The 21,511-nt window shown below is 48.7% G+C and carries 13 protein-coding genes; 10 read left to right on the forward strand and 3 right to left on the reverse strand.

Going from position 1 to position 21,511, the window contains the following annotated elements; all coding sequences use genetic code 11:
• Window positions 1-77: 77 nt before the first annotated feature.
• From ACKTT9_RS12480 to ACKTT9_RS12495, 4 genes are all read left to right on the forward strand, one after another.
• Window positions 78-1,589: a glycosyl hydrolase gene (locus ACKTT9_RS12480; RefSeq protein ID WP_407871825.1), complete on the forward strand. Its 1,512-nt coding sequence runs from the start codon at window positions 78-80 to the stop codon at window positions 1,587-1,589.
• 20 nt (window positions 1,590-1,609) lie between these two features.
• Entirely contained in the window at window positions 1,610-4,219 is a 2,610-nt protein-coding gene (locus ACKTT9_RS12485; protein WP_407871826.1) for a discoidin domain-containing protein, read from the forward strand.
• Window positions 4,220-4,567: 348 nt separating this feature from the next.
• Window positions 4,568-6,301 carry a methyl-accepting chemotaxis protein gene (locus ACKTT9_RS12490; RefSeq protein WP_407873023.1) on the forward strand — a complete coding sequence of 578 codons (1,734 nt, stop codon included), beginning with the start codon at window positions 4,568-4,570 and terminating at the stop codon, window positions 6,299-6,301.
• 384 nt (window positions 6,302-6,685) lie between these two features.
• Window positions 6,686-7,261: a TetR/AcrR family transcriptional regulator gene (locus tag ACKTT9_RS12495; RefSeq protein ID WP_157324325.1), complete on the forward strand. Its 576-nt coding sequence runs from the start codon at window positions 6,686-6,688 to the stop codon at window positions 7,259-7,261.
• Between the two features lie 47 nt (window positions 7,262-7,308).
• Here ACKTT9_RS12495 and ACKTT9_RS12500 read toward each other — a convergent pair whose 3' ends face one another.
• The 3 genes from ACKTT9_RS12500 to ACKTT9_RS12510 are packed head-to-tail and all read right to left on the reverse strand — an operon-like array spanning window position 7,309 to window position 13,140.
• Window positions 7,309-9,378, reverse strand: a complete 2,070-nt coding sequence (locus tag ACKTT9_RS12500) for a glycoside hydrolase family 65 (RefSeq protein ID WP_407871827.1) — start codon at window positions 9,376-9,378, stop codon at window positions 7,309-7,311.
• 36 nt (window positions 9,379-9,414) lie between these two features.
• Window positions 9,415-12,108: a family 78 glycoside hydrolase catalytic domain gene (locus tag ACKTT9_RS12505; protein WP_407871828.1), complete on the reverse strand. Its 2,694-nt coding sequence runs from the start codon at window positions 12,106-12,108 to the stop codon at window positions 9,415-9,417.
• A gap of 18 nt (window positions 12,109-12,126) precedes the next feature.
• On the reverse strand, window positions 12,127-13,140 hold the full coding sequence (locus ACKTT9_RS12510; RefSeq protein WP_407871829.1) for a hypothetical protein: 1,014 nt from the start codon (window positions 13,138-13,140) through the stop codon (window positions 12,127-12,129).
• Between the two features lie 247 nt (window positions 13,141-13,387).
• Between ACKTT9_RS12510 and ACKTT9_RS12515 the strand changes: the two genes are divergently transcribed.
• From ACKTT9_RS12515 to ACKTT9_RS12540, 6 genes are all read left to right on the forward strand, one after another.
• The gene (locus tag ACKTT9_RS12515) at window positions 13,388-14,536 is read left to right on the forward strand and encodes an iron-containing alcohol dehydrogenase (protein WP_407873024.1); all 1,149 of its coding nucleotides are present in this window, start codon (window positions 13,388-13,390) and stop codon (window positions 14,534-14,536) included.
• 27 nt (window positions 14,537-14,563) lie between these two features.
• Window positions 14,564-15,460 carry a 4-hydroxy-tetrahydrodipicolinate synthase gene (dapA, locus tag ACKTT9_RS12520; RefSeq protein WP_407871830.1) on the forward strand — a complete coding sequence of 299 codons (897 nt, stop codon included), beginning with the start codon at window positions 14,564-14,566 and terminating at the stop codon, window positions 15,458-15,460.
• Between the two features lie 4 nt (window positions 15,461-15,464).
• The gene (locus ACKTT9_RS12525; RefSeq protein WP_407871831.1) at window positions 15,465-16,382 is read left to right on the forward strand and encodes a dihydrodipicolinate synthase family protein; all 918 of its coding nucleotides are present in this window, start codon (window positions 15,465-15,467) and stop codon (window positions 16,380-16,382) included.
• A 25-nt stretch (window positions 16,383-16,407) separates the two neighbouring features.
• Window positions 16,408-17,034 (forward strand): SGNH/GDSL hydrolase family protein, encoded by a 627-nt coding sequence (locus ACKTT9_RS12530; protein ID WP_407871832.1) that lies wholly within the window; start codon window positions 16,408-16,410, stop codon window positions 17,032-17,034.
• 433 nt (window positions 17,035-17,467) lie between these two features.
• On the forward strand, window positions 17,468-18,781 hold the full coding sequence (locus ACKTT9_RS12535; protein ID WP_407871833.1) for an alpha-L-fucosidase: 1,314 nt from the start codon (window positions 17,468-17,470) through the stop codon (window positions 18,779-18,781).
• A gap of 6 nt (window positions 18,782-18,787) precedes the next feature.
• Window positions 18,788-21,511, forward strand: coding sequence for a hypothetical protein (locus tag ACKTT9_RS12540; protein ID WP_407871834.1), 2,724 nt, complete (start codon window positions 18,788-18,790; stop codon window positions 21,509-21,511).

Here is a 21,511-nt window from a genome sequence, read left to right on the forward strand (position 1 = left end):
CGGGAATGGAAGGCGATTCCTTGTTTGAAGGCATAAAAATTACAAATATACCCATTTCATGGTGAAAAGGATGCGTTATGACTAAGAAGATGATTCAAATTTTAGGAAAGGCAGGTGTACGTAAGAAAGTGGTTTCCTTATTGTTCTTACTCTCCTTGGTAGCTCCGAATTTCTTGTTTCAACCGCAAGCAGCGGCGTCCGCGACTTCTGTTCCAGTCAACGCGCAAGCAACGATAGAAGCGAAGGCGGTGCTGCAGAAGCTGTATGTCGTTTCGGGTGTCAGCACGATTAGCGGGCAGCATGATTATCTTGAAAGTCCAGATGAATGGACGAATCAAGTGAAAGGGTGGACAGGAAAATTTCCTGCGCTTCATGGTTATGAATTCGGTGCCGTTTTAGCTCAAAACGAAAGCCAGTTGGCGCAACAAAGGCAAAAGGTCGTCAATAGCGCAATCGCTTGGAATAAGGCTGGCGGTCTGGTTACCATCTCTTATCATCAAAGCATTCCTGGCACCTGCCTCTGCTGGTCGAATGTGCAGCGGAATATGAGCCAAGCGGAATTTGATAAATACGTCACCCCAGGCACTCCCCAGTATGCGAAATTGATTGATGATCTGGATAAAACGGCAGTTTACTTGGAGAAATTGAAAGAAGCGGGCGTTCCTGTCTTGTGGCGTCCCTATCATGAAATGAACGGAGACTGGTTCTGGTGGGGCAAGAAGGACAACTTCTCCGCACTGTGGACGATTATGTACGATCGTTTCGTGCATGTGCATAAGCTGAATAATTTGCTTTGGGTGTGGAGTCCCAACGCGCCGAATGGGAATGCCGACCCTTTCACGGCCACCTATCCAGGGGGAAGCAAAGTGGATGTTCTCGCGGTCGATATCTATGATAATGATTACAATCCGGATTATTATAAAAGTATCACCCAATTGGCAGGCGGCAAGCCCGTGGCGATCGGAGAGAATGGCGAACTGCCAAGTGCTGATGTATTAAAAGATCAGCCCCGGTGGGCGTATTTCATGACGTGGGGCAAGATGCTGACCGAAAATAACAAAAAAGATGAGATTAAATCGTTCTACTCGCATTCGAAAATATTGAGCAGGGAATCTTTCCTGCCAATCAAACAACCGCAGATTCAGCCAATTTCGGCCCCGGATAATAAAAATGGGCTGCGAGCGGAATATTTCGATAATAAGGATTTGACCGGGCTAAAAGAAACGAAGGTGGATGCCAAAATTGATTTTAATTGGTCGACTTCAGCCCCTTTCCCTTCCATGCAAGCAGATACATTTTCGGTGAGATGGACAGGAAAACTTTTGCCCGCCTATTCGGAAACGTATCAGATATCGACGCTAAGCGATGATGGCATTCGCGTTTGGGTGAACGGCAAGTTGGTTATTGATAGTTGGTTCAATCAAAGTTGGGTAGAACGAACAGGATCTATTGCCCTTACCGCTGGCGTGCCTGTTGATTTGAAAGTGGAGTATTATGATAACCAGAATGGTGCCGCTGCTAAACTCATGTGGAAGAGTCCTTCCCAACCCAAAGAAATTATTCCAGCAAATGCCCTATTACTACCTTAGAGGTTTGAGAGGTATCTAACATGATGAGATATGTGATTGTGCCATCGGCCTTGTTGATCTTACTGATCCTGATCTCGGCTTCGACTAATTACGGTGCATCTGCAAGAACAGAGATGGTAAAGGTGATGACAGAATCCAATCAGATTGGCAATCCAATCTGGACGTTAGGCAAACCCGACGATTCTGATTTGGAATTTGGAAAAGAAAGCGCAGCTCCGATCAGTTATACCGTATCTTCGGGCGAACAGCAGCAGGAGACTTGGAGCTCGGTGCCGCAAGGTCTCAATAAATCGTTGAATCCAACTTTGTCGATTAACTATGCCTTAGCTGAAATACCCGAGTATGGGGTTCATTTCCGAGTGAAAATTCTAGATGCGCATAAATCCGTTCCTCAGATGGCGGTGTTTTCCAATAACCTGCTTTCGGGCATCATTCAAATCGCCGGAGTCGGAGGGACGACTAGCGCTTACGAGTATAAAAAATTATATGAGCTCTATATTCCTAAGGAGCAGCTGCAGCTCGGAAATAACTTATTGAAGCTGTCGGCTGAAGGATGTTTGTCTTGCAAAGCGGACGAGAATAAATTTCTATGGTGGAAATGGGACTATCTCTCGCTTGATGCACTAGCTGCCCCTGCCGAAGAGCCTATCCATGGGCGATATGTGGAATCGGGCACCAAGGTCAGCAATTTGTCCTTTTATTATGACCAAGGAGCGGTTCGACACCTTCCCTATGTTTTAAAATGGCTTGGAATTGCCTATAGCGGCAATGTGATGCGTGTGGATTGCGCGACCGATGTCAAAGAGGGATGTTCCGCCATTAAGCCTTATTATGAAACACTGCGTGACTACAACACGCAAGCGGTAGCTCTTCATTTGCATACAGGAAATATTAAGCTGAATGATGATGGCACACTGCCGGCCGATGCAGAAAATAAGTTGTCGGACTATGTGAAGCAGTATGGCTCCATGTTTCAATATTATGAGATTGATAACGAACCAGGCTTATTTAATCGATCCAAAAGCGTGAATTTGGCCATAGCCAAATGGCTCAAAACCAATCTGCCCGAGCTTGCTCCACATGTGAAAACGGTCGCTCCAGGTTGGGCCTATGCGCCGCAATACAGCATGAGAAGTTGTCGGAATCAAAACACCTCCGGCGTGCTGCGCTGCGGAGATCCTGACGGATGGGAAAGTGATCCGAATCAGCGAATGGAACTGGAAGAGATGACGGATTTAACGAATGGACATGCGTATGGGACCTCTTATGTGAATAATAAAGATGGAAGCTTTCTGGAGAACATGCGGACCTTCGGAGGGGCGGAGGATGGTTTGCAGAAGCTGATGCTGAATACGGAGTACGGCACTTCGGATAGCCATAAAGATCCCGTTGAATATGGCGCGGCGGAGCCCCATGCGGCTGTCTTTGATCGCATCATGAGAGCTCATATCGGATATGCCGATATGTTCATGCAGCATGCGGCATTTTATCCGGAATATGCGTTGTTCGAACCGGGCATTGATTTGAATACGCAGAACCCCGCACAGATGCAAATTCATAAGAATTCGACGGAAGAGGATACGCGAGTCGGGGTGATGCGGCGCTTAAATCTGGCTTATGCGACGCATGGCAAGCCGTTGGTGTACGAAATCAGCAATAAACAGGAGTTATCGGATAAACTGGTTTATTTCCGAGGCGTGGATACCTCGACATTACCCGCACTTCCTGGTTCAGGAGGGAAATCGGATAAGATTTTACTCAATTTTGTGAATTTTGAATCGAGTCCGCAAACGATACAGGTCAAGGTTACGATGCCGGAGGCTGCGATATACGAAGGTGAAAGATTCGGAGCGGGTGATACGTATGAGTCGGCACGATCCTATTTGAGCGGGTTGCAAGCCGATCCCGAACTGGATTTTAAAGAAACGTTAGGCCCGGGTGAGGCTGTGCAGTACATCTTATCGCGAGCAGACGGGGTGAAGAAAGTGGCACCAACGTGGATTCAGGCGAAACCCGCTCAGCATCATGCGATTGAGCTCAGCTGGAAAGAGTCGGAATTAGCACAAAGTTATGATATATTGCGCAAATCTGGTGGGAGTGAGAGCAGTTACGAGGTGATAGCCGAGCAAGTGCAGGGGACTGAGTTTGTAGATACGAGTACAGTAATAGGGTACCAATACGAGTATCAGATTAGACTCTCAGGTACCAACGAAGTTTCACAACCGGCGTCAGCTATCGCAACAGACAGTGTAGCGCTGGATCGCAAGGACTGGGAAGTTACCAGCAGTTCCGGAAAACCCCAAGGGGCGATTGACGGTAATATCTACAGCCGATGGGATACGGGGGTCGCGCAAGCTCCCGGACAATTCTATCAAGTGGATATGAAAACGCCGACCACGATCAACCGAATACGGCTTCGGAGCGAAGGGTCCCCGAATGATTATCCAAGGAAATATGAGGTGTATGTTTCTACCGATGGGTATACGTGGTCTCAGCCGATTGCAACAGGTAGCGGTTCAAGCATACTGGACATTAATTTTAGTCCAACGTATGCACGATTCGTCAAGATCATCCAGACAATGAAGGCAGGGAATTACTGGTCCATTCATGATCTGCAGATTTATGGCTAGACATCGAGGAATACGCTTACCCTTTGCGGGTTGAAGCTACGATGAGAAACAAAATTAAGATGAGCAACCAGATGACTTGAACCATATTATCCTCGCCTTTTGTTATAATAAATCAAGTTTAACAAGAATTCTTGTAATTTTCTGTCTTAAAACAAACAAAAATGTTGGATTTATGCTAAATATTACATTAGTAATCATTAAATAGTCCTATTTACATGTCGTTTATTGATGAAAGTCCTCACTTTGTGGGGGCTTTTTTTATCTACATTTAACAAACCTTCTGTAACATTTAGATATTGGAATTTTTTGAACAAAGGTTAATATCTAAAGGAGAGAAGATTCTTGAATATGAGACTGCCTCAAATTACAGTGGGTAAGAAAATGTATGTCAGTTTTATTGTGCTATTATTGCTTACTTCTGTTGCAGGATGGATGAGTCTAACGAATATGAAGTCGATTCAGAACAAAAGTGATGAAATCAGTCAGATATGGATGCCTGGCGTTGAAGCTGTCAATACGATCAGTTATTTAACGGAAAATGTACACGGACTAGAAATGCAGCTCTTTATCTTAATGGATCCAGCTCAGCTGCAAAGCACACAGACACAAGCCAGTGCAGGGATTAGCAATGTAGACGAGCAGATTAAACAATTTGGAGAAGGGCTGACGGATGAGCAAGAGAAGCGGAATTTCGAAGCTTTCCAAAACCAATGGACGACTTACAAAGGTTATCATGAGAAGTTCTTGGAGCTTAGTAAAAAAGCCAATTTGAGTAAAGGCTCCGGCAGCATGGAGAAAGAAGTGGAAACGCTCATTTCAGATTCGAATAAAGTTTTTGTGAACATGCAGAAATATCTGGAGGTTCTTGTCAAAATCAAACATGAAGGCGCGATAGCGGCCTCAGAGAGTAGTTCGGTTATTTATCGTTCTGGACAAATGAACCTGATTTATATTTTTGGTTCTGCCGTCTTGATCGGTCTGATTCTGGCTTTCTTCATTACACGTAATATTTCTAGGCCTGTCCGTCTGGTCTCCCAAGCTCTTCAGACGGTGTCCTTGGGAAGCTTATCTGAACAAGATGTGAAAGTGAGAAATAAAGATGAAATTGGTGAACTTGTCGGTTCGTTAAACCGAATGAAGACGAATGTCCGGGACATCTTGCTGCAAATCCGCAACGCCTCTTCTTCGGTTGCTGACTCGTCCAAAGAGCTTCTTGATCATGCAGAGCAAACGTCACATGCATCCAACCAAGTGGCGGAGGTCATGCAATTGGTAGCTTCCGGAGCAGAAATTCAAGTCCGGAATTACGAAGATACGCATAAAGCGATGACGGAGATGAGCATTGGTATTGGGCGAATCGCTGAAGCTTCGTCTGAGGTATCAGATATTTCCATGGAAGCATTCCGAGAGGCAAAGCAAGGCGAGCAAGACCTTCAAGCGCTCATTACGAGCATGAACGGTATGAGTGATACGGTCATCAGGGCGAACACCGTTATTCGAAATTTGGAGAACCATTCTCAAGAAATTCATAATATGATTGGCCTGATGGGCAATATAGCGAAGCAAACAAACCTGCTCGCTTTGAATGCGGCGATTGAAGCGGTTCGTGCAGGAGAAGCAGGCAAAGGATTTACGGTTGTTGCCGGGGAAGTGCGCAAGCTATCGGAGCAGTCCGCGCAATTTGCCAATCAAATTACGGAATTGATCGGACAGGTTTTGGACAATACCGGAGTTGCTGTTCAAACGATGCATGATTGCCTGCAGGAAGTGGATATGGGCAAAGAAATGGTACATACGGCGGAGACTTCCTTTCATCGTATTTTCTTAGCTTCCGAGAAAGTGGCTGTTCGCATACAAGAGGTTGCGGCATCCGCTCAAGAACTGGCCGCCACTTCGGAAGAAGTGTCCGCTTCAGTCGCAGAAACGAGCTCACACGCTAGAAATTCATCTGCCTACGCTCAACAGGTGGCCGAAACTTCTGAGCAACAGATGACGTCGCTGAATGATATCACCAGGTCTGCCGGTTTGTTGAACGGCATCGCCGAACAATTGCATACGGCCGTTGGGAAGTTTGAGCTGTGATGCACCTAGTAACCAATCCAAGCCCAATCACCGTCACGGCTCCTCGCTCTTATGTCTATGCTGCACTTTCTGCAACATAAAATGGCATTACACACTACTAAACCGCTCTTCAGTGCACAAAGTGCAATGAATTCAAGCTAAATAGTGCGAAAACCGCTTTATTCTGCTTTTTCCGTTGCACTTTATACAACGGAGACAGCGGTAGCGTCCTACCTGAGGCCTTAATATTGCGCAAAGTGCAACATAGAGAAGGCGTTTGCCGCTGTTTAGGGCTGTAATTGAAGCCTACCCAATGAAACAAAGTCGTTTATCCTTAATTGTTCGGATGCAAGCAAAAGTCCGCAAAATCATGCTATACTAGACTCTGTAAAAAGGAGGTCGACTATGGCTAGGAACAAAGAGTTTGAAGTGAATGCCGTGCTGCGAAAAGCGATGCATATCTTTTGGGAGCAGGGCTATGAGAAAACTTCCATGCAAGATTTGGTCACACATATGGGGATACATCGAAGGAGTATCTATGATACTTTCGGAGACAAACATCGTTTATATATGAAGGCAGTAGAGAAGTACGGGGAAATGCTGGAAAGTTCCGTTCATCAAAAAGTAGAGGCTCCTACCCCGATGAAGCAAGCTATCCGGCGAATGTTTGAGCACGCCATTGTGGCCGCAGACGATCGTCCTAAAGGGTGTTTGATCGTGAATACGGCGGTTGAACTGGCTGTTTGTGATGAAGAAGCCGCGGCGAAAGTGAATCAAAGTTTTGTTAAAACCGAGGACAAGCTATACGACTTGGTATTGCGCGGCAAGGAAACGGGAGAAATCGGAAGTCATCACGATGCACGGAGAATTTCGGAGTTTTTGAACAACGCCTTTATCGGATTATGCGTGTTGGCCAAAACAACAAACGATAAAGAAAAACTGGAAGGTATCATTGATACATCGCTAGCTATATTGGATTGAAAGAAAGAAGAAGGAGCCTCGCGGCAAGCGGGCTCCTTCTTTGCTGATTATAACATTTTGGCCAAACCCTCGAACTTCACTTCCCAAGAGCCATCTTGTGGAAATCCGGGAGCATGGGTGTCCGGCCCGTTCTTCCAACCCGCCGCCATCATGGCAACAGCGCTTAACAGGCCCCCGTTGCCAGGGAGGTATACCGTTAATGGCTTTCGCTGATAGTTATGGCCATTCGGGAGGAAGGTGTTGGTAACCTTGTCGATCAACAGGGTATCTACGGCCGAGTGGACTTCGCCCAGTCTTGCCGAAGTCATAGCTACGAGCGGATAGTCCCATCCCCATGTCGCATCCCAGTCCCAGACCTTAATGACTTCGTGCAAGGTATTAAGCATCGTTTCACGATCCACCATATGGCCGGGGAGGATACCGAGCGGGGCCAGCATCGTGGGGTGATCTTTGGTGCTGCTGCCACCAGTAAATGTATCGGGAGCTGTCTCGGCAGCGACATATAAACCGTCCACAACGGGAAGCTTGGACAAATGGTTCAGGACATGCTCCCACTTCTCCACCTTCGGGAGTCCTAACCTTTCCCGCCATGCAACGGCTGTTGATAATCCGAATGCCCAGTAGGATAATTCGAAAGTCGGGTTCATTGTCGTTGCATGATCATAAATTTCCTGCGCTGGTGCAACCGGCGGACCTAACACATAGCGCAGCTGTTCGTTATCCCATTCTGCGAAGGAGGCCATGAAGGCCGCACTTTCGAAGACAAGATCCGCATACTTTTCGAGCGTCTCTCTTGTGCCCCTGATTTGATAGATAAGTTCAGCGTAATAAATAGGATGCGGTTGCTGCCAGATGAGGAACGGTTCAATGTAACAAGGGCCGTTAACGCCATCCGGAGCCACACATTTCGGCCATCTTGCCCCTTCATAGCCTTGGGAAGCAGCGAGCTTTCGAGCTTGATCCAGGATGCTGATGTACCATTCCAGACTGTTCGTCAGGCTGTCCACCCGATTCCAGAGTGCAAAGTGAACGGAATGCCACCAGTGCATTTCCAGATGAAATTTACCGGCCCAGCTGTTATGGGTAAGTCCTGACTCTGCCGGCGGCAAGGTTCCGGATGATTGAATCGCGGTCAAGTACTGTGACAGCACAATTCTACGCTCAAGCTCGAGCGCGCGTGAATCTTTGCTGCCTGCCAGCTCGATGGCTCCGCCAGAGGTCCAAAAGTTGCGCCAATGCTGCTCAGCGCTAGCTCGCACAGCTTCAAAGGCCGGCAAATCAGACTCGTCTGATTTGGGAGTAAATCGGAACCGGAACTCGCATTCATCGTGATCGGATGATGGCGTTAGAAGAAGCAAGTGATTGTCTTGCTTGTCTTGAATGAGGCTACCGCTGGACCAAGCGGCAGAAAACGCGTACGCGTCCTGATCCAACTTCCGGTCAATGTGGACGGAATGGCTGCTGCCGGTCGCGATTTCCGTTGCGTGTTGATTGCTTTTTCCCCAATCAACGCCTGCGAACTTCCATGTGCCGTAAGGGAAATGAACGGCAATTTGGAGACGACCTTGGCGGATCAAATCCGATTTCACGCGAACGGCGATCAAATCCTGCGTGGGGTGACAGCAGGTAGCTACGCTGGTTTTCGCTCCGTTGATCGAAAATTGGCTTTCAATGACTCCGCCCCATAGATGAAGCATTTGTTCAATTTCATTCAAATCGTCAGCGGTTGCCTTCTCGCCAGAGGGGAGTGTAAAACGGAAGCCAACTTGCCCAAGATGCAATTTGTGTGGATTAAACTTCAGCCACTTATATTCATCGGTAATTTGGCCGGGCGCCATATACGGAAACCCGATCTCTCTCCCGCCAAAGGTAGGGAAAGAGGTTCGAGGGAACTTATCCACATGGTACATCTCTGGATTTGGATGCGTATGCCACGCCCAATTGGAGAAGTTGCCAAGTGGAACACCCCCATCTGCATATAGGCTCGGGAATGTTTGCAAGCCGGTTGCGTCAACCGTGAAGGCATAGTTCCCATTGCCGACGGAGAGGGAAGAGAATTTATCAAAGCTGGTAATAAGCGGATTATGGCGCTCAACTAAAGCCTTTCGATCGATCATTATGGCATCACCCCATTGGGAAAAAGTAGTTTCATTTTAAACCTCACATTCAAACAGATAGCTGCCTGAACCTAAGCGTATGACGGCATCCCCGTCTTCAAGCATGACTTCCTGTATAGCGGCTGCATCCTTTAGCGGAATTCCGCTTTCGAGGAGAGTATCTCTGGAGATAGAAGGAAGGTGGACATCCGCCAAACAATTTGCCGGAATGGTGATCGCAAGCTTGAGCCTACGCTCACCCGAATTCCGCCGCCATGCGACTCGCAGCTTTCCGGACGGCAGACGATAATCTGCGGCTACTTCATCCAAATCATCCAGTAAGGCCGGCTTGATAGTCAGCTTATAGCTTTCGAAATCGGGGCAATACCGATATTGCAAACCTGCCAAGCCGCTGTAGAGCCATTCTTCCAAGTGTCCGAGCATAAAATGGTTCTGCGACTTGCCGACGGTGGGTCCGTCCCAAGCTTCCGTCAACGATGTCGCTCCGTTTGCGATTTGATAGCCGTAACTCGGGTGATCCGTCTTTTGGCTCATTTTATAAATCATGTCGCTGCGACCATTCTGAGAAAGGGCAAGCAGCACATAGCGATGGCCTATATCGCCTGCCGTCGTATGATACCCGCGTAAGGTAATATCATCAAGGAGCCCAGCTAAAATGGTTTCTTTATACGGCTCGTGGGCTAACCCTAGAACAAGTGGCATCGCCTGGGAGCTTTGACTCCCTGTGGCGTATTGCTGCGTTTGGTCATCGAAAAAAGCCTGATTAAACGCAGATTTGATGTCTTCGCGCAGTTGTGTATAGTGGAGAGCGTCATCGCTGCGATTCAAGAACTTTGCGATTTGTGCAAACACATCGACGATATGGTAAAACATAGCGGTTTCGGTATGCGCAACAGGCGTATTTTGAACAAATCCAGGCGGATTGTCGCCGACATCGTACCAGTCCCCGAGCCCGGTATGGATAATCAGCTGATCCGAGCTCGCTTTTAAATAGTCGATATAGGCTTTCATTCCTTCATAATGCTCGGTCAAAATCCGGTGATTGCCGTAAAATTGCAGCAAATTCCAGCCTGTGAGGATATAGGTGGCGCCCCAGGAGACAGAATCCCGAAAGCAGCGCCATTGGTCGGAAAAAACAACATATTCCGGCGCCGTTGTCGGGACCATCCCGCTTGGCAGCTGGGCGTCCCGGATGTCCTCCATCGTCTTGATGAACAAAGGCTCAACATCATAATTCCATGCTACGGAAGGGCCCATCAGATGAATTTGCTCGAGCCAACCGAGCTTTTCCCGATGCGGGCAGTCGGTAAAAATGCTTTTCATGTTGCTGCGTATCGCTTGGTTAATGATCTCATGCGTGCGGTTTAGCAGCTTATTCGAGCTGACGAAGTTTCCGCATACGTTCACGTCCGGGTAAATCATTTGACCTTCCAGCTGAATAAGATCAGGAATGTCGGAATCGCAGGCAGCTGCATTCGCATCCGCATCTGCTGAAACTGGAACGACGCCCTCGAGCTGCACATATCGAAAACCGGTATAGCTGAAACGCGGCGACCATGTTTCCCCCTCAGCATCACCGCTCAACGTATAAGTGAATTTGGTGGGAGAACCGGTCCATTTCTGATTGATCGTGCCGTTATCCTTCAGCAATTCAGCAGGGGACATCGTTATTTTGGCGCCTTGAGGGCCTCGGACCTGGAGGTTCATCCAACCGGAGAAGTTTTTGCCGAAATCAGCCACGTACACACCGGGAAGCGGTTGCGTGATCTGTACGGGCAGGTAAGTTTCCATCACTTTTAATGGAGAAGTCGCTTGTGACTTAAGCTTTCCCGCAGGTGCTGGCACTTCGACTGCCGGGTTCCATGTATCGTTACCGGTAAAACTTGGCAGATCCCAATCCGCTTGGCGATGATTAGCATCGTAATCTTCGCCTCCGTATATACAAGAAAAGGTGATCGGTCCCGGCGCGGAATCCCAATGGCGATCGCTAAGAATCCGAGTTTGGGTGCCATCCGTATGGGTGATTTCCAACTGAACGAGGCACCTTGGGGTGCCGAAGGAATGCTTGAATTTGCTGTAGCGGCCGCCCGTCACATGGAAGAAGCCGTTCCCAAGCATCACACCTATGGCGTTGCCACCTTCATGAAGCTGCTCCGTTACATCGTAGACGCAGTAGAGACAAGTTTTGTCATAGTTTGTCCAGCCCGGCTCCAGGACATTGTCGCTGACTTTCTCCCCGTTAAGGCGCAGCTCAAACTGGCCTAACCCGCAGATGTAGGCGCGAGCTTGCGCCACAGGCTTGTGGAGGTGGAATTCACGCCGGATGAGCGGAAGGGCGGGGCGTTCAAGGGGCTCCTCTGCAAATCGAGCGATCCAAGTCGCAGACCAATCCGTGGCATGAAGGAGTCCCATTTCCCACCAGGAGACAGGGCTTTCCGTCTTGTGGCCATTCGCATCCCACACCTGTACCTTCCAATAATAGCGTTGCCTGGACTGAAGTGGAGGCCCTTCGTACAAGATATGAACGTTTTTCTTGCTGAAACGCTGTCCGCTGTCCCATACAATCTCGCTCCGCCTATCATCTTCGCCATTAATAACAATGATTCGATAGGCTGTTTGCATTTGCAAACGGATCGGCGAATCGGCAAAACTCCAGCCGAAGGCCGGCTGGAGGACATCAACCCCGAGTGGGCGACGCTTGCTTTCTACGAACAATTCAGCCACTTGCATCCGTGCTCGCCCCCTTGGTCATCGTTGGATATCTATCGGCTGTGAGGTTGCGACGCTGATGGTCCGAAACTCTTTACCGTAGTTTTTGGTAGGATCGCCTTCTTGATATCGTCTGCAAGAGCAGTAGAAATGGTAGAGATTACCTTGATGCATAACGACAGAGGGCTTATGGGCGAAAATAGCGTCAATGCTGCCTTCTTCCCCAACTCGAATGATGGGTTCAGGATATTTCTCCCAAGATAACAGATCACGGGAAAGAGCAATTCCTTCCTGCGCTTGTTTGTAATTATAGCCAAAGTAATACATGACCCATTGGTCTCGGTCCGGATCATGCAGCACGCAAGGATCGCTGACAAATCCGGAGTCCCATCCATCCGGGGTAACCTGTAGAACCGGATTTTGTTCGTAGCGGTGCCAATCCTTCAAATTAGTGGAGAAAGCAACGCCTGTTTGCTCGATCCATCGGCCTTTATTTGTGTTTTTGGCATTGTAATACAAATAGAACGTACCTTCATGCTCGATGAGGCATTCTTTGTAGAGTCCACCCTTTTCCCAGTCTGCGCCTTCTTCCGGGGTTAAGATGGGGTCCGGGCATCGATGCCACTCCAGCAGCTGCTCATCTTCGGTCCAGGCGATGCCAATTTTGGCCGAGCCTTCTTCATAACCTGCATTGGGATAGGCGTGATAGACTAGCCAATATTTGTTGTTCCATTTTTTCAGTACAGGAGGAGCATCGAGGCGATTTTCCTTCAATATCCATGTGCCGGCAACATTAATGGAATCCCAGGCCGAGTCTTCGTTTCTTTTTAAAATAACGCTTAGATGCTCCCAGTTGATAAGATCATGGCTTGTCGCCAAAGCCGTCTGGTAGCCGATTCCGTCAAACCCCACATACATCATGTAGAATTTGCCGCTATGTTGAAAGACGAACGGACAATCGACGGCTCGCTCATCGAAATGGCCTGGCAAACCCGAACCAACAAGCACGGGACTTCCCAATTTATGTGGTGTGAGATAAGGCTGTATATGCAACGTGACACACTCCTTATGATAAAAATCCAAAAATCTATAAAAACAATGACCGATTCCCTATTCAGATTACAATTAAGCGCTTACTTGTTGAGTGGGGTATTGTACCTGATATATAGGTCAAAGCGATCTTCAGCGCTTGGCAGCATTGACATCATGAATAGCCGAGCGTAGGATGAGGGGGAAATTTAGGCCATACAGCTTGAGAGGAGGGGCTTGAGTGAAGGACAATCACGGTTTCAATCCGTTTATGTTCGAGACAGCCCGCAGTATTGTTGCCGGACAACACACGATTGCCGAACTGGTTCCAAGGATAAAACGGCACGGTGATTTCAAACACGTGGTGATCGTAACGCAACCTTCGATAAAGGCGATGGGGGTCATTGATCAAATGGTGACTGAACTGTCGCATGCGGGAATAACCAGCAGGTGCTTTACCGATGTGAAGCCGGAGCCAACGGTCGATAACATTCAACAGGTCTACAGCCGCATTGCCTCTGAACCTGTCGATTTGTTCATTGGCATTGGCGGCGGGAGCGTGCTGGATGCAACGAAATTGTTTTCCGTCCTGATGACAGATCCCGTGGACGTAATGAGTCTTATAGGCATTGACCGTGTATCGAAACCAGGGATACCTACGGTGCTGATTCCAACGACGTCAGGAACCGGTTCAGAAGTGACACCGAACGCGATTGTAACGATTCCTGAACAAGAGTTAAAAGTTGGCATTATCAGCAGGCATTTGCTCCCCATGCTGGTAATTATCGATCCAGCGCTAACCGTTAGCCTGCCGCCAAACATCACGGCTGCAACCGGTATGGATGCGTTTACTCATGCGTTGGAATCTTATATCTCCAAAAAAGCTAATCCCATAAGCGATATGTTCGCCCTTGAATCGATTCGTTTACTTTCTGGCAGTTTGCTGCAAGCCTACCATCACGGATCCGATCTCCAAGCTAGAGAGAATGTGCTTCTAGGATCGATGTATGGCGGGATGGCACTTAGTTCGGCTGGAACAGCAGCCGTTCATGCACTGGCTTATCCGCTTGGAGGAAAATTCAACATTACGCACGGTGTAGCGAATTCAATGCTGCTGCCGCATGTCATGACGTTTAATATGGATGCCATCGAGAGAAGACTTGGTCATGTTGCTTGCGCGATGGGCCTTCAGATTGGAACAGAGGGCGGTAAGGCGGTCTCGGAGGCCGTTATTCGGCGAATCTTCGAGTGGACCTCCGAAATGGACATCCCGCAAAATTTGCGTGCTTTCGGCGTATCCGATGAGGATGTCAGTGAATTGGCCGTTGCCGCATCGAAGGTAACGAGGCTTTTACATAACAATCCGAAACCGATGAACATAGATGATATGCAAGCTGTTTACCGCCAATTGCTTCCATAACGAGTGGGACAAAGAAGGAGAAATGTGATGAATCATTTATTGCAACCGTCAGGTATCATTCCCGCTATGGTGACACCTTTTGATGCTGAACAGCAGATTGATGAAGCTTCTTTGCGGCAATTAACCCGCAGATTGATTGATGCGGATGTGCACGGCTTGTTTTGCCTCGGCACGAATGGAGAGTTCTTCTCCTTGTCCTTCGACGAAAAACTGCGGGTCGCCGAAATCGTCCTTGAGGAAACACAGGGGAAATTACCGGTGTATGTGGGTGCTGGCTGCACAAGTACGAAGGAATCTATCGAACTGGCTGTATGTTTGGAGAATATGGGGGCAGATGCGCTGTCCGTGATTACGCCGTATTTTCTGACCTATACCCAGCAGGAACTGCTGACTCATTTTCGCAAGATTGCGGAAGCGACAGAGCTTCCCGTACTGCTGTATAACATTCCGGCAAGGACGGGGAACTCGCTTCAACCCCAAACCGTGAAGGAACTAAGCAAAGTGCCTAACATTGTCGGGATCAAGGACAGCAGCGGCAGTTTTGATACCATTTTGCAATATATGGAGGCAGCTGGTCAGGACTTTTCCGTTTTGGCAGGTACGGATTCACTCATTTTGCCGACCTTGATGGCTGGAGGGCGCGGAGCTATAGCAGCGACAGCCAATGTGTTTCCAGAAGTTGTGAAAAGCATTTACGATTTGTGGCACCAGGGGCAGCTGGAACAAGCAGAATTACAGCAGCGCAAGCTGCGAGCTTTGCGCAACGCGTTTTCGATGGGGACGCTACCTTCTGTACTGAAGGAAGCGATGAATATGATCGGATTGCCTGCAGGACAACCGCGCCTGCCTGTTCAACCGCTGAATGCATCAGCGAAAGAGGAGCTCCGGCGGGTGATGGACACTTATTTGGTGGAAAGGAACTGAGACAATGGCAATGAACATACCTAAAGGTGTTTGGCCCACGATGGTAACACCTTTCACGAATACAGGCAAAGTGGACTATGCCGCATTGGAGCAGCTGATAGAATGGTACATTGACCAAGGCGTGCATGGCCTATTTGCCGTGTGTCAATCCAGCGAGATGTTTTATTTGACTCTGGAGGAGAGAGTGAGCCTTGCTCAATTCGTCACGAGCCTAGCTGCCGGTCGGGTTTCGGTTATCGCATCGGGGCATATCTCCGAGCAGTTCGAGGAGCAGGTAGAGGAATTGCAGCGGATCGCGGAGACCGGGGTTCAGGCCGTTGTGCTAGTAAGCAACCGTCTGGCGGGTCCGGATGAATCTGACGAGATCTGGTTTGAGCGTGTGCTGCAGCTGATTGATCAAGTCCCGAATGTGCCAATGGGCATTTATGAATGCCCATATCCATACAAAAGGCTGCTGAGCCCGCAGCTGCTCAAACAATGTGCAGATACGGGAAGATTTGCGTTTCTCAAGGACACCAGCTGCGATGTGCAGCAAATTGCCGCAAAGCTTGAAGCGGTGAAAGGCAGCTCACTTCAACTGTTTAATGCCAATTCCGCAACGCTGCTTGCTTCCCTGCGATTGGGTGCCTCCGGCTTCAGCGGCGTTATGGCAAACTTTCATCCTGATCTCTATGTGCGGCTAACCGAATGTTGGGACTCGGAGCCAGCCATCGCGGAGATGCTGCAGTCGTTCGTTGGAGCCGCATCGCTGATTGAGCTGCAGATGTATCCTGTGAATGCGAAGTATCATCTAAGCAAAAGGGGACTTCCGGTTTCCTTGCATTGCCGTTCTAAGGATGCAGGCGCTTTTCGAGAAAATCATAAGCTGGAAGTGGAGCAGCTGGATACCGTGTATCGGATGCTAAAGAAGCTGCTTGTCTAACATATTTTAAAGAGGAGGAAGCATTGTGCCGTTTAAAAAGAAAGATCGCATTGTGTTTATCGGGGATAGCATTACGGATAAAGGGCGTAAAAAAGATCCACTGAAGCTGGGTTCGGGTTACGTACGAATGATTCATGATTACCTGACAGCGGTTTATCCGCAGCTTAGTCTGAAAATAATTAATGAAGGCGTTTCCGGCAATCGCGTCATTGATTTGGAAAAAAGGTGGACGCTCGATGTGATCGATCATCAACCTCAATGGGTATCCGTTTCTATTGGGATTAATGATGTGTGGCGCCAATTGGACTCTCCGATGGGCGAGCAGGTATACCCGGACAAATTCGAGGAAATCTACCGAAATTTGCTGGATCAAACGAAGCAAATCCCGGATTGCCGATTGATCCTCATGCAGCCTACAGTCATCAAGGAGTACCCGGATGCCACGGGCAACCGGCTGCTGAAGCCGTATGTGGACATCGTGAATCGGTTGGCTGAGCAGTATGACGCCATCCTGGTTCCGACGCATCTGGCTTTTATTGATTTTCTTAAACTGGAGACGGGCCAGGATTTGACGACGGACGGTGTGCATATGAATTCGCTCGGGGATACGCTGATGGCAACGACGTGGTTGAAGGCTGTTGAGGGTCGTTAAAGGTCATTGAGAATCATTGAGGGACGCTGAGCCCTAAGGAGAGGGAACTGGAGTCCTCTATTTGGTCAAAAAGAGGTTTTTTCAATCTTAGGGGAACTACAAGGTCTTATTTGCCTTTCATGGACGACTTTTGCGTGAAACCACAAAAATAGCGAACTGTAGTTCCCCTCGCCGTCGGAAACAGCACTTTTTAGAAAAATAGTAGCTTGTAGTTCCCTAATAACCATGCAAAAGAGTACTCGCTCGCTTCGCGCCACCTATATATGTGATGAATTCAGCCTATAATGGGCCGCTTGCTTTCTTGTAAACTGATCATGAGCTTAAATTCCTGCAACTGGAAAGTAACGTCTGATCAGGCGTTAACCGTGGAGGGAGACAGGTCGGTTCCGCAGACTTTCCAATCTTATTACGGAAGTACAAGGGGGTAAATGCAATGACATACGAAATAGAACCAACAACCGGAGACAGCGGATGGTTCACGCATGACAGGTTCGGCTTGTTTATTCATTGGGGGCTATATTCGTTAGCTGCCAGGCATGAATGGCTGCAATCCAGAGAGAGATTAAGCGGAGAGAAATACCGCAATAAATATTTCAATAAATTTGATCCGGATTTGTACGATCCGGAATTGTGGGCGCAGCTTTCTTACGATGCCGGCATGAAATACGCTGTGGTTACAACCAAGCATCATGAAGGGTTCTGCTTATGGGACAGCAAGCTGACCGATTATAAAGCGCCGAACACCCCGGCTGGCCGAGATTTGATCAGGCCGATGACGGAGGCTTTCCGTGAGCGTGGCATGAAGGTAGGCTTTTACCATTCCCTAATTGATTGGCATCACCCGCATTACACGATCGACACGAAGCACCCCCTACGGTTGGATGAAGAGGCTATCGCTGAAAGTGCGAAAAAGGATTTTGCCCAATATCGCGACTATTTGTTTGGACAAACGAAGGAATTGTTAACCGAATATGGTGATGTGGATCTGTTGTTTTACGATTTTTCCTTCCCGGAGGAGAACGGATTGCCAGGCAAAGGTAAGGAAGATTGGAACAGCAAGGAGCTGATCAAGCTGATTCGCGAGCTGCAGCCGAACGTTTTATTGAACGATCGCCTGCAAATAGGCGGAGATATTACGACGCCTGAGCAGTATTTGCCGACCAAATGGGTGCAGATCGACGGTAAACGAGTTGTTTGGGAGACGCCGCATACGTTCAGTGGTTCCTGGGGCTATCATCGGGATGAGGAATCATGGAAAAGCGTCGATATGTTGGTCAAAATGCTCATTGATGTGGTCAGCAAAGGAGGCAATTTGCTCCTGAATGTAGGTCCGACCGGTCGTGGCGAGTTTGATGAGCGTTCGATCGATCGTTTAAAAGGCATCGGCAACTGGATGAGACGTCACAACCGTTCAATTTATGGCTGCACGCAAGCGCCGGAAACCATCGAGTGTCCGCAGGATTGCCGACTGACCTACAACCCCGAGACCAATCGCTTATATGTGCATGTGTATAGTTGGCCGTTTAAAAGCATTCACTTGCATGGCTTGGCTGGGCAAGTCGAGTACGCGCAGCTGCTTAACGATGCATCCGAGATCCGTTTCAAGCAAGGCATTGTCCATAGCGGTATCGACAACGGGGCGTACAAAGAGGGCAGAGATGAGAAGACGCTGGTCTTGTCACTTCCAGTGAAAAAGCCTGATGTAGCGGTGCCGGTCATTGAATTGTTTTTGAAAGGAGGGGCTTAAACGACAATGGAAACGACAACGAAAGCCGTTACGCTTGGTTATGAACGTAACGCTGCCCCGCGTGTGGAATACGGGATTCAACGATTAAGAGAAGCGCTTCAAAATTCCGGCTATACCGTGCTTGAAGCAGAAGCGCCATGGTCGTTGGAAAACTACCGATCCGTTCAGGGAATGAAAATTTACATCGGGAATCGTCAAGAATCGAAATTTGTGCAGCAATTGGAAGCGCGAGACGTTTTGTTATATCACACGGAAGCTCCGGAGGGAGAAGGTTTTTATCTGGCATCTTGCCCAGGTGGCATAACGGTTATTTCGGGGGGAAGCGATTCAGGCGTATTGTATGGCTGTTTGGAGTTGGCAAGCCGAATCGGTGAAGCTCAAAAGCTGCCAAGTGACATCGCGTATGGGGATAAACCGCGTTTCGCATTGCGGGGACCGGCCATCGGATTGCAAAAAACGACCGTAGAACCCCCACGTCAGACGTATGAGTACCCGATAACGACAGATCGTTTTCCTTGGTTTTACGACCGGTCGTTATGGCAGGATTTCCTCCACATGATGGTTGAGCAGCGATGCAACGTCGTTTACTTGTGGTCCGGGCATCCGTTTTCTTCGCTTGTGCAGCTGGAAGATTATCCTGAAGCGCTGGAAGTGACGGAGAAAGAGTTGGCTTATAATCGGGAGACGTTCCGCTGGATTACCGAAGAAGCGGACCGACGAGGCATATGGGTCGTTTTAAAGTTTTACAACATCCATATTCCGCTGCCTTTTGCGCAGAAACATGACTTGAAGCTTCATCAACCAAAGCCGCTGCCGATAACGAGTGATTACTACAAGAAATCGATTGCTGCCTTCGTTCAATCCTTTCCCAATGCCGGGCTAATGGTATGCCTAGGCGAAGCGCTGCAAGGTCAAATTTATGGCGTGGAATGGTTTAATGAGACGATTCTTGCAGGTTTGCTGGAAGGGCTGAAACATTCGAATGTGAAGGAAAAACCTCCGATTATTCTGCGTTCCCATGCCATCGAGCCGCAAAAAGTTATTGAGGCTGCTCTGCCGTTGTATCCGAATTTGTACACGGAGGCCAAATACAACGGGGAATCATTGACTACGTATACCCCCCGGGGCAGATGGCAAGAAACGCACAACCGGCTAGGTTCCTTGCAGACGATTCATATTGTCAATGTTCATATCCTGGCGAACTTGGAGCCATTTCGATACGGAGCCCCATCGTTTATTCAAAAGTGTATGCAGGCGGCCAAATACCGCTTGAAAGCAAACGGGCTGCATCTGTATCCGCTATTCTTCTGGGATTGGCCGTATGCGCCGGATAAAGCGGAGAAGCGACTGCGTCAGTTGGAGCGCGATTGGATTTGGTTTGCGGCTTGGTTCCGGTATGCGTGGAACCCCGATCGTGATCCCCAGGCGGAGCGGAACTACTGGATCGATACGCTTGGGAAACGTTTCGGCAGCCTAGAGGCAGGCAAAGCGATATTGGATGCTTACGAAGCTTCAGGAGAATGCGCGCCGAAATTGCTGCGCAGATTCGGCATTACGGAAGGCAATCGCCAAACGATGAGCCTTGGCATGACGATGAGCCAGCTCACCAATCCAGAAAGGCATATGCCTTGGCCGGATCTGTGGGAATCCCAGTCGCCGCAAGGCGAACGGTTGGATGAATTTGTCGTAAAAGAACTGAGTGGTGAACCTCACATTGGTGAGACTCCGACGGATATCATTGCCGATGCACAAAGACATGCGGAGGATGCACTGCTGGCAATCCAGCAAGCTAGCCATTTCGTCACTCGCAACAGGGACGAATATGAAAGACTGGCGAGCGATATGGCTGCCATCCGTCATATGGTGCAGGCCTATGTGCATAAGGTCAAGGCTGCGATCCTGATTTTAACCTATAAGCATTCGGTCAAAGGGGAGTATTTTAACCGGATCGAATTGCTGGAAGCGGCAGTGGTAGAATTGGCCCAAGGTTTGGACAGCTACCGCGAACTGACAACGCTTACAGAGAAGACGTATTTGTTTGCTAACTCCATGCAGACGCCGCAGCGGAAGGTGCCGATTCGAGGAGGGCTTGATTACAGGCATTGGAGCGCATGTTTACCTCTCTATGAAGCAGAGCTGGAGGCTTTCCGTCTCCATGTGAAGGAGTTGAAGTCAGGAGTGATGCCCGAAGCGTTAAAAAATCTAAAAGCGCCAATCGTTCGCTACGCAGAAGCACCTTTTAGCTTATTGTCTGAACATGCGGAGTTGTACCACGTGGAAAAAGGAGTCGAGGTTTTCACGGATGGGGATATCCACGTCGTTGGCTGTGCGGAGGAGCTGAATGGGCTTACCGGTGTTCGTTTTAGTCAAAGGCAGGCAGGCCTTCAGGGCTTGGCGATTGATATTGAACTTCATCAGCCTTCGAAAGTGCTGGTCGGTTATTTTAACTCAAAAGATGATCAGTGGCTGCAAGTCCCAAGCTTGGAAGAAAACACGCACGCCGACGATCGAGGCGGCTATGCGCCGATCTTGCGCAAAGGGCTGCGCTTATACGCGTATCCTTCTGTCAATATCCACGCATTCCAATATGAAGCGGGGCGGCAAACGCTTGACTTCGGTAAAGGCGCTTTTCTGATCTTGGGTGTTATTCCTATCGATCAGGATATACGTCCACGTGATGTTGAACATAAAAATGACGGGATCGATACGTTGGATTGGTTGTACGAATAG

Origin of the sequence: Paenibacillus sp. P36, assembly GCF_045866505.1 — a bacterium.
Classification (GTDB): domain Bacteria; phylum Bacillota; class Bacilli; order Paenibacillales; family NBRC-103111; genus Paenibacillus_E; species Paenibacillus_E chondroitinus.

What these genes read in the sequence shown, in the direction of transcription:
- ACKTT9_RS12480 (WP_407871825.1), top strand. Translation starts at nt 78, where the DNA reads ATGACTAAGAAGATGATTCAAATTTTAGGAAAGGCAGGTGTACGTAAG.
- ACKTT9_RS12485 (WP_407871826.1), top strand. Translation starts at nt 1,610, where the DNA reads ATGATGAGATATGTGATTGTGCCATCGGCCTTGTTGATCTTACTGATC.
- ACKTT9_RS12490 (WP_407873023.1), top strand. Translation starts at nt 4,568, where the DNA reads ATGAGACTGCCTCAAATTACAGTGGGTAAGAAAATGTATGTCAGTTTT.
- ACKTT9_RS12495 (WP_157324325.1), top strand. Translation starts at nt 6,686, where the DNA reads ATGGCTAGGAACAAAGAGTTTGAAGTGAATGCCGTGCTGCGAAAAGCG.
- ACKTT9_RS12500 (WP_407871827.1), bottom strand. Translation starts at nt 9,378, where the DNA reads ATGATCGATCGAAAGGCTTTAGTTGAGCGCCATAATCCGCTTATTACC.
- ACKTT9_RS12505 (WP_407871828.1), bottom strand. Translation starts at nt 12,108, where the DNA reads ATGCAAGTGGCTGAATTGTTCGTAGAAAGCAAGCGTCGCCCACTCGGG.
- ACKTT9_RS12515 (WP_407873024.1), top strand. Translation starts at nt 13,388, where the DNA reads ATGTTCGAGACAGCCCGCAGTATTGTTGCCGGACAACACACGATTGCC.
- dapA (WP_407871830.1), top strand. Translation starts at nt 14,564, where the DNA reads ATGAATCATTTATTGCAACCGTCAGGTATCATTCCCGCTATGGTGACA.
- ACKTT9_RS12525 (WP_407871831.1), top strand. Translation starts at nt 15,465, where the DNA reads ATGGCAATGAACATACCTAAAGGTGTTTGGCCCACGATGGTAACACCT.
- ACKTT9_RS12535 (WP_407871833.1), top strand. Translation starts at nt 17,468, where the DNA reads ATGACATACGAAATAGAACCAACAACCGGAGACAGCGGATGGTTCACG.
- ACKTT9_RS12540 (WP_407871834.1), top strand. Translation starts at nt 18,788, where the DNA reads ATGGAAACGACAACGAAAGCCGTTACGCTTGGTTATGAACGTAACGCT.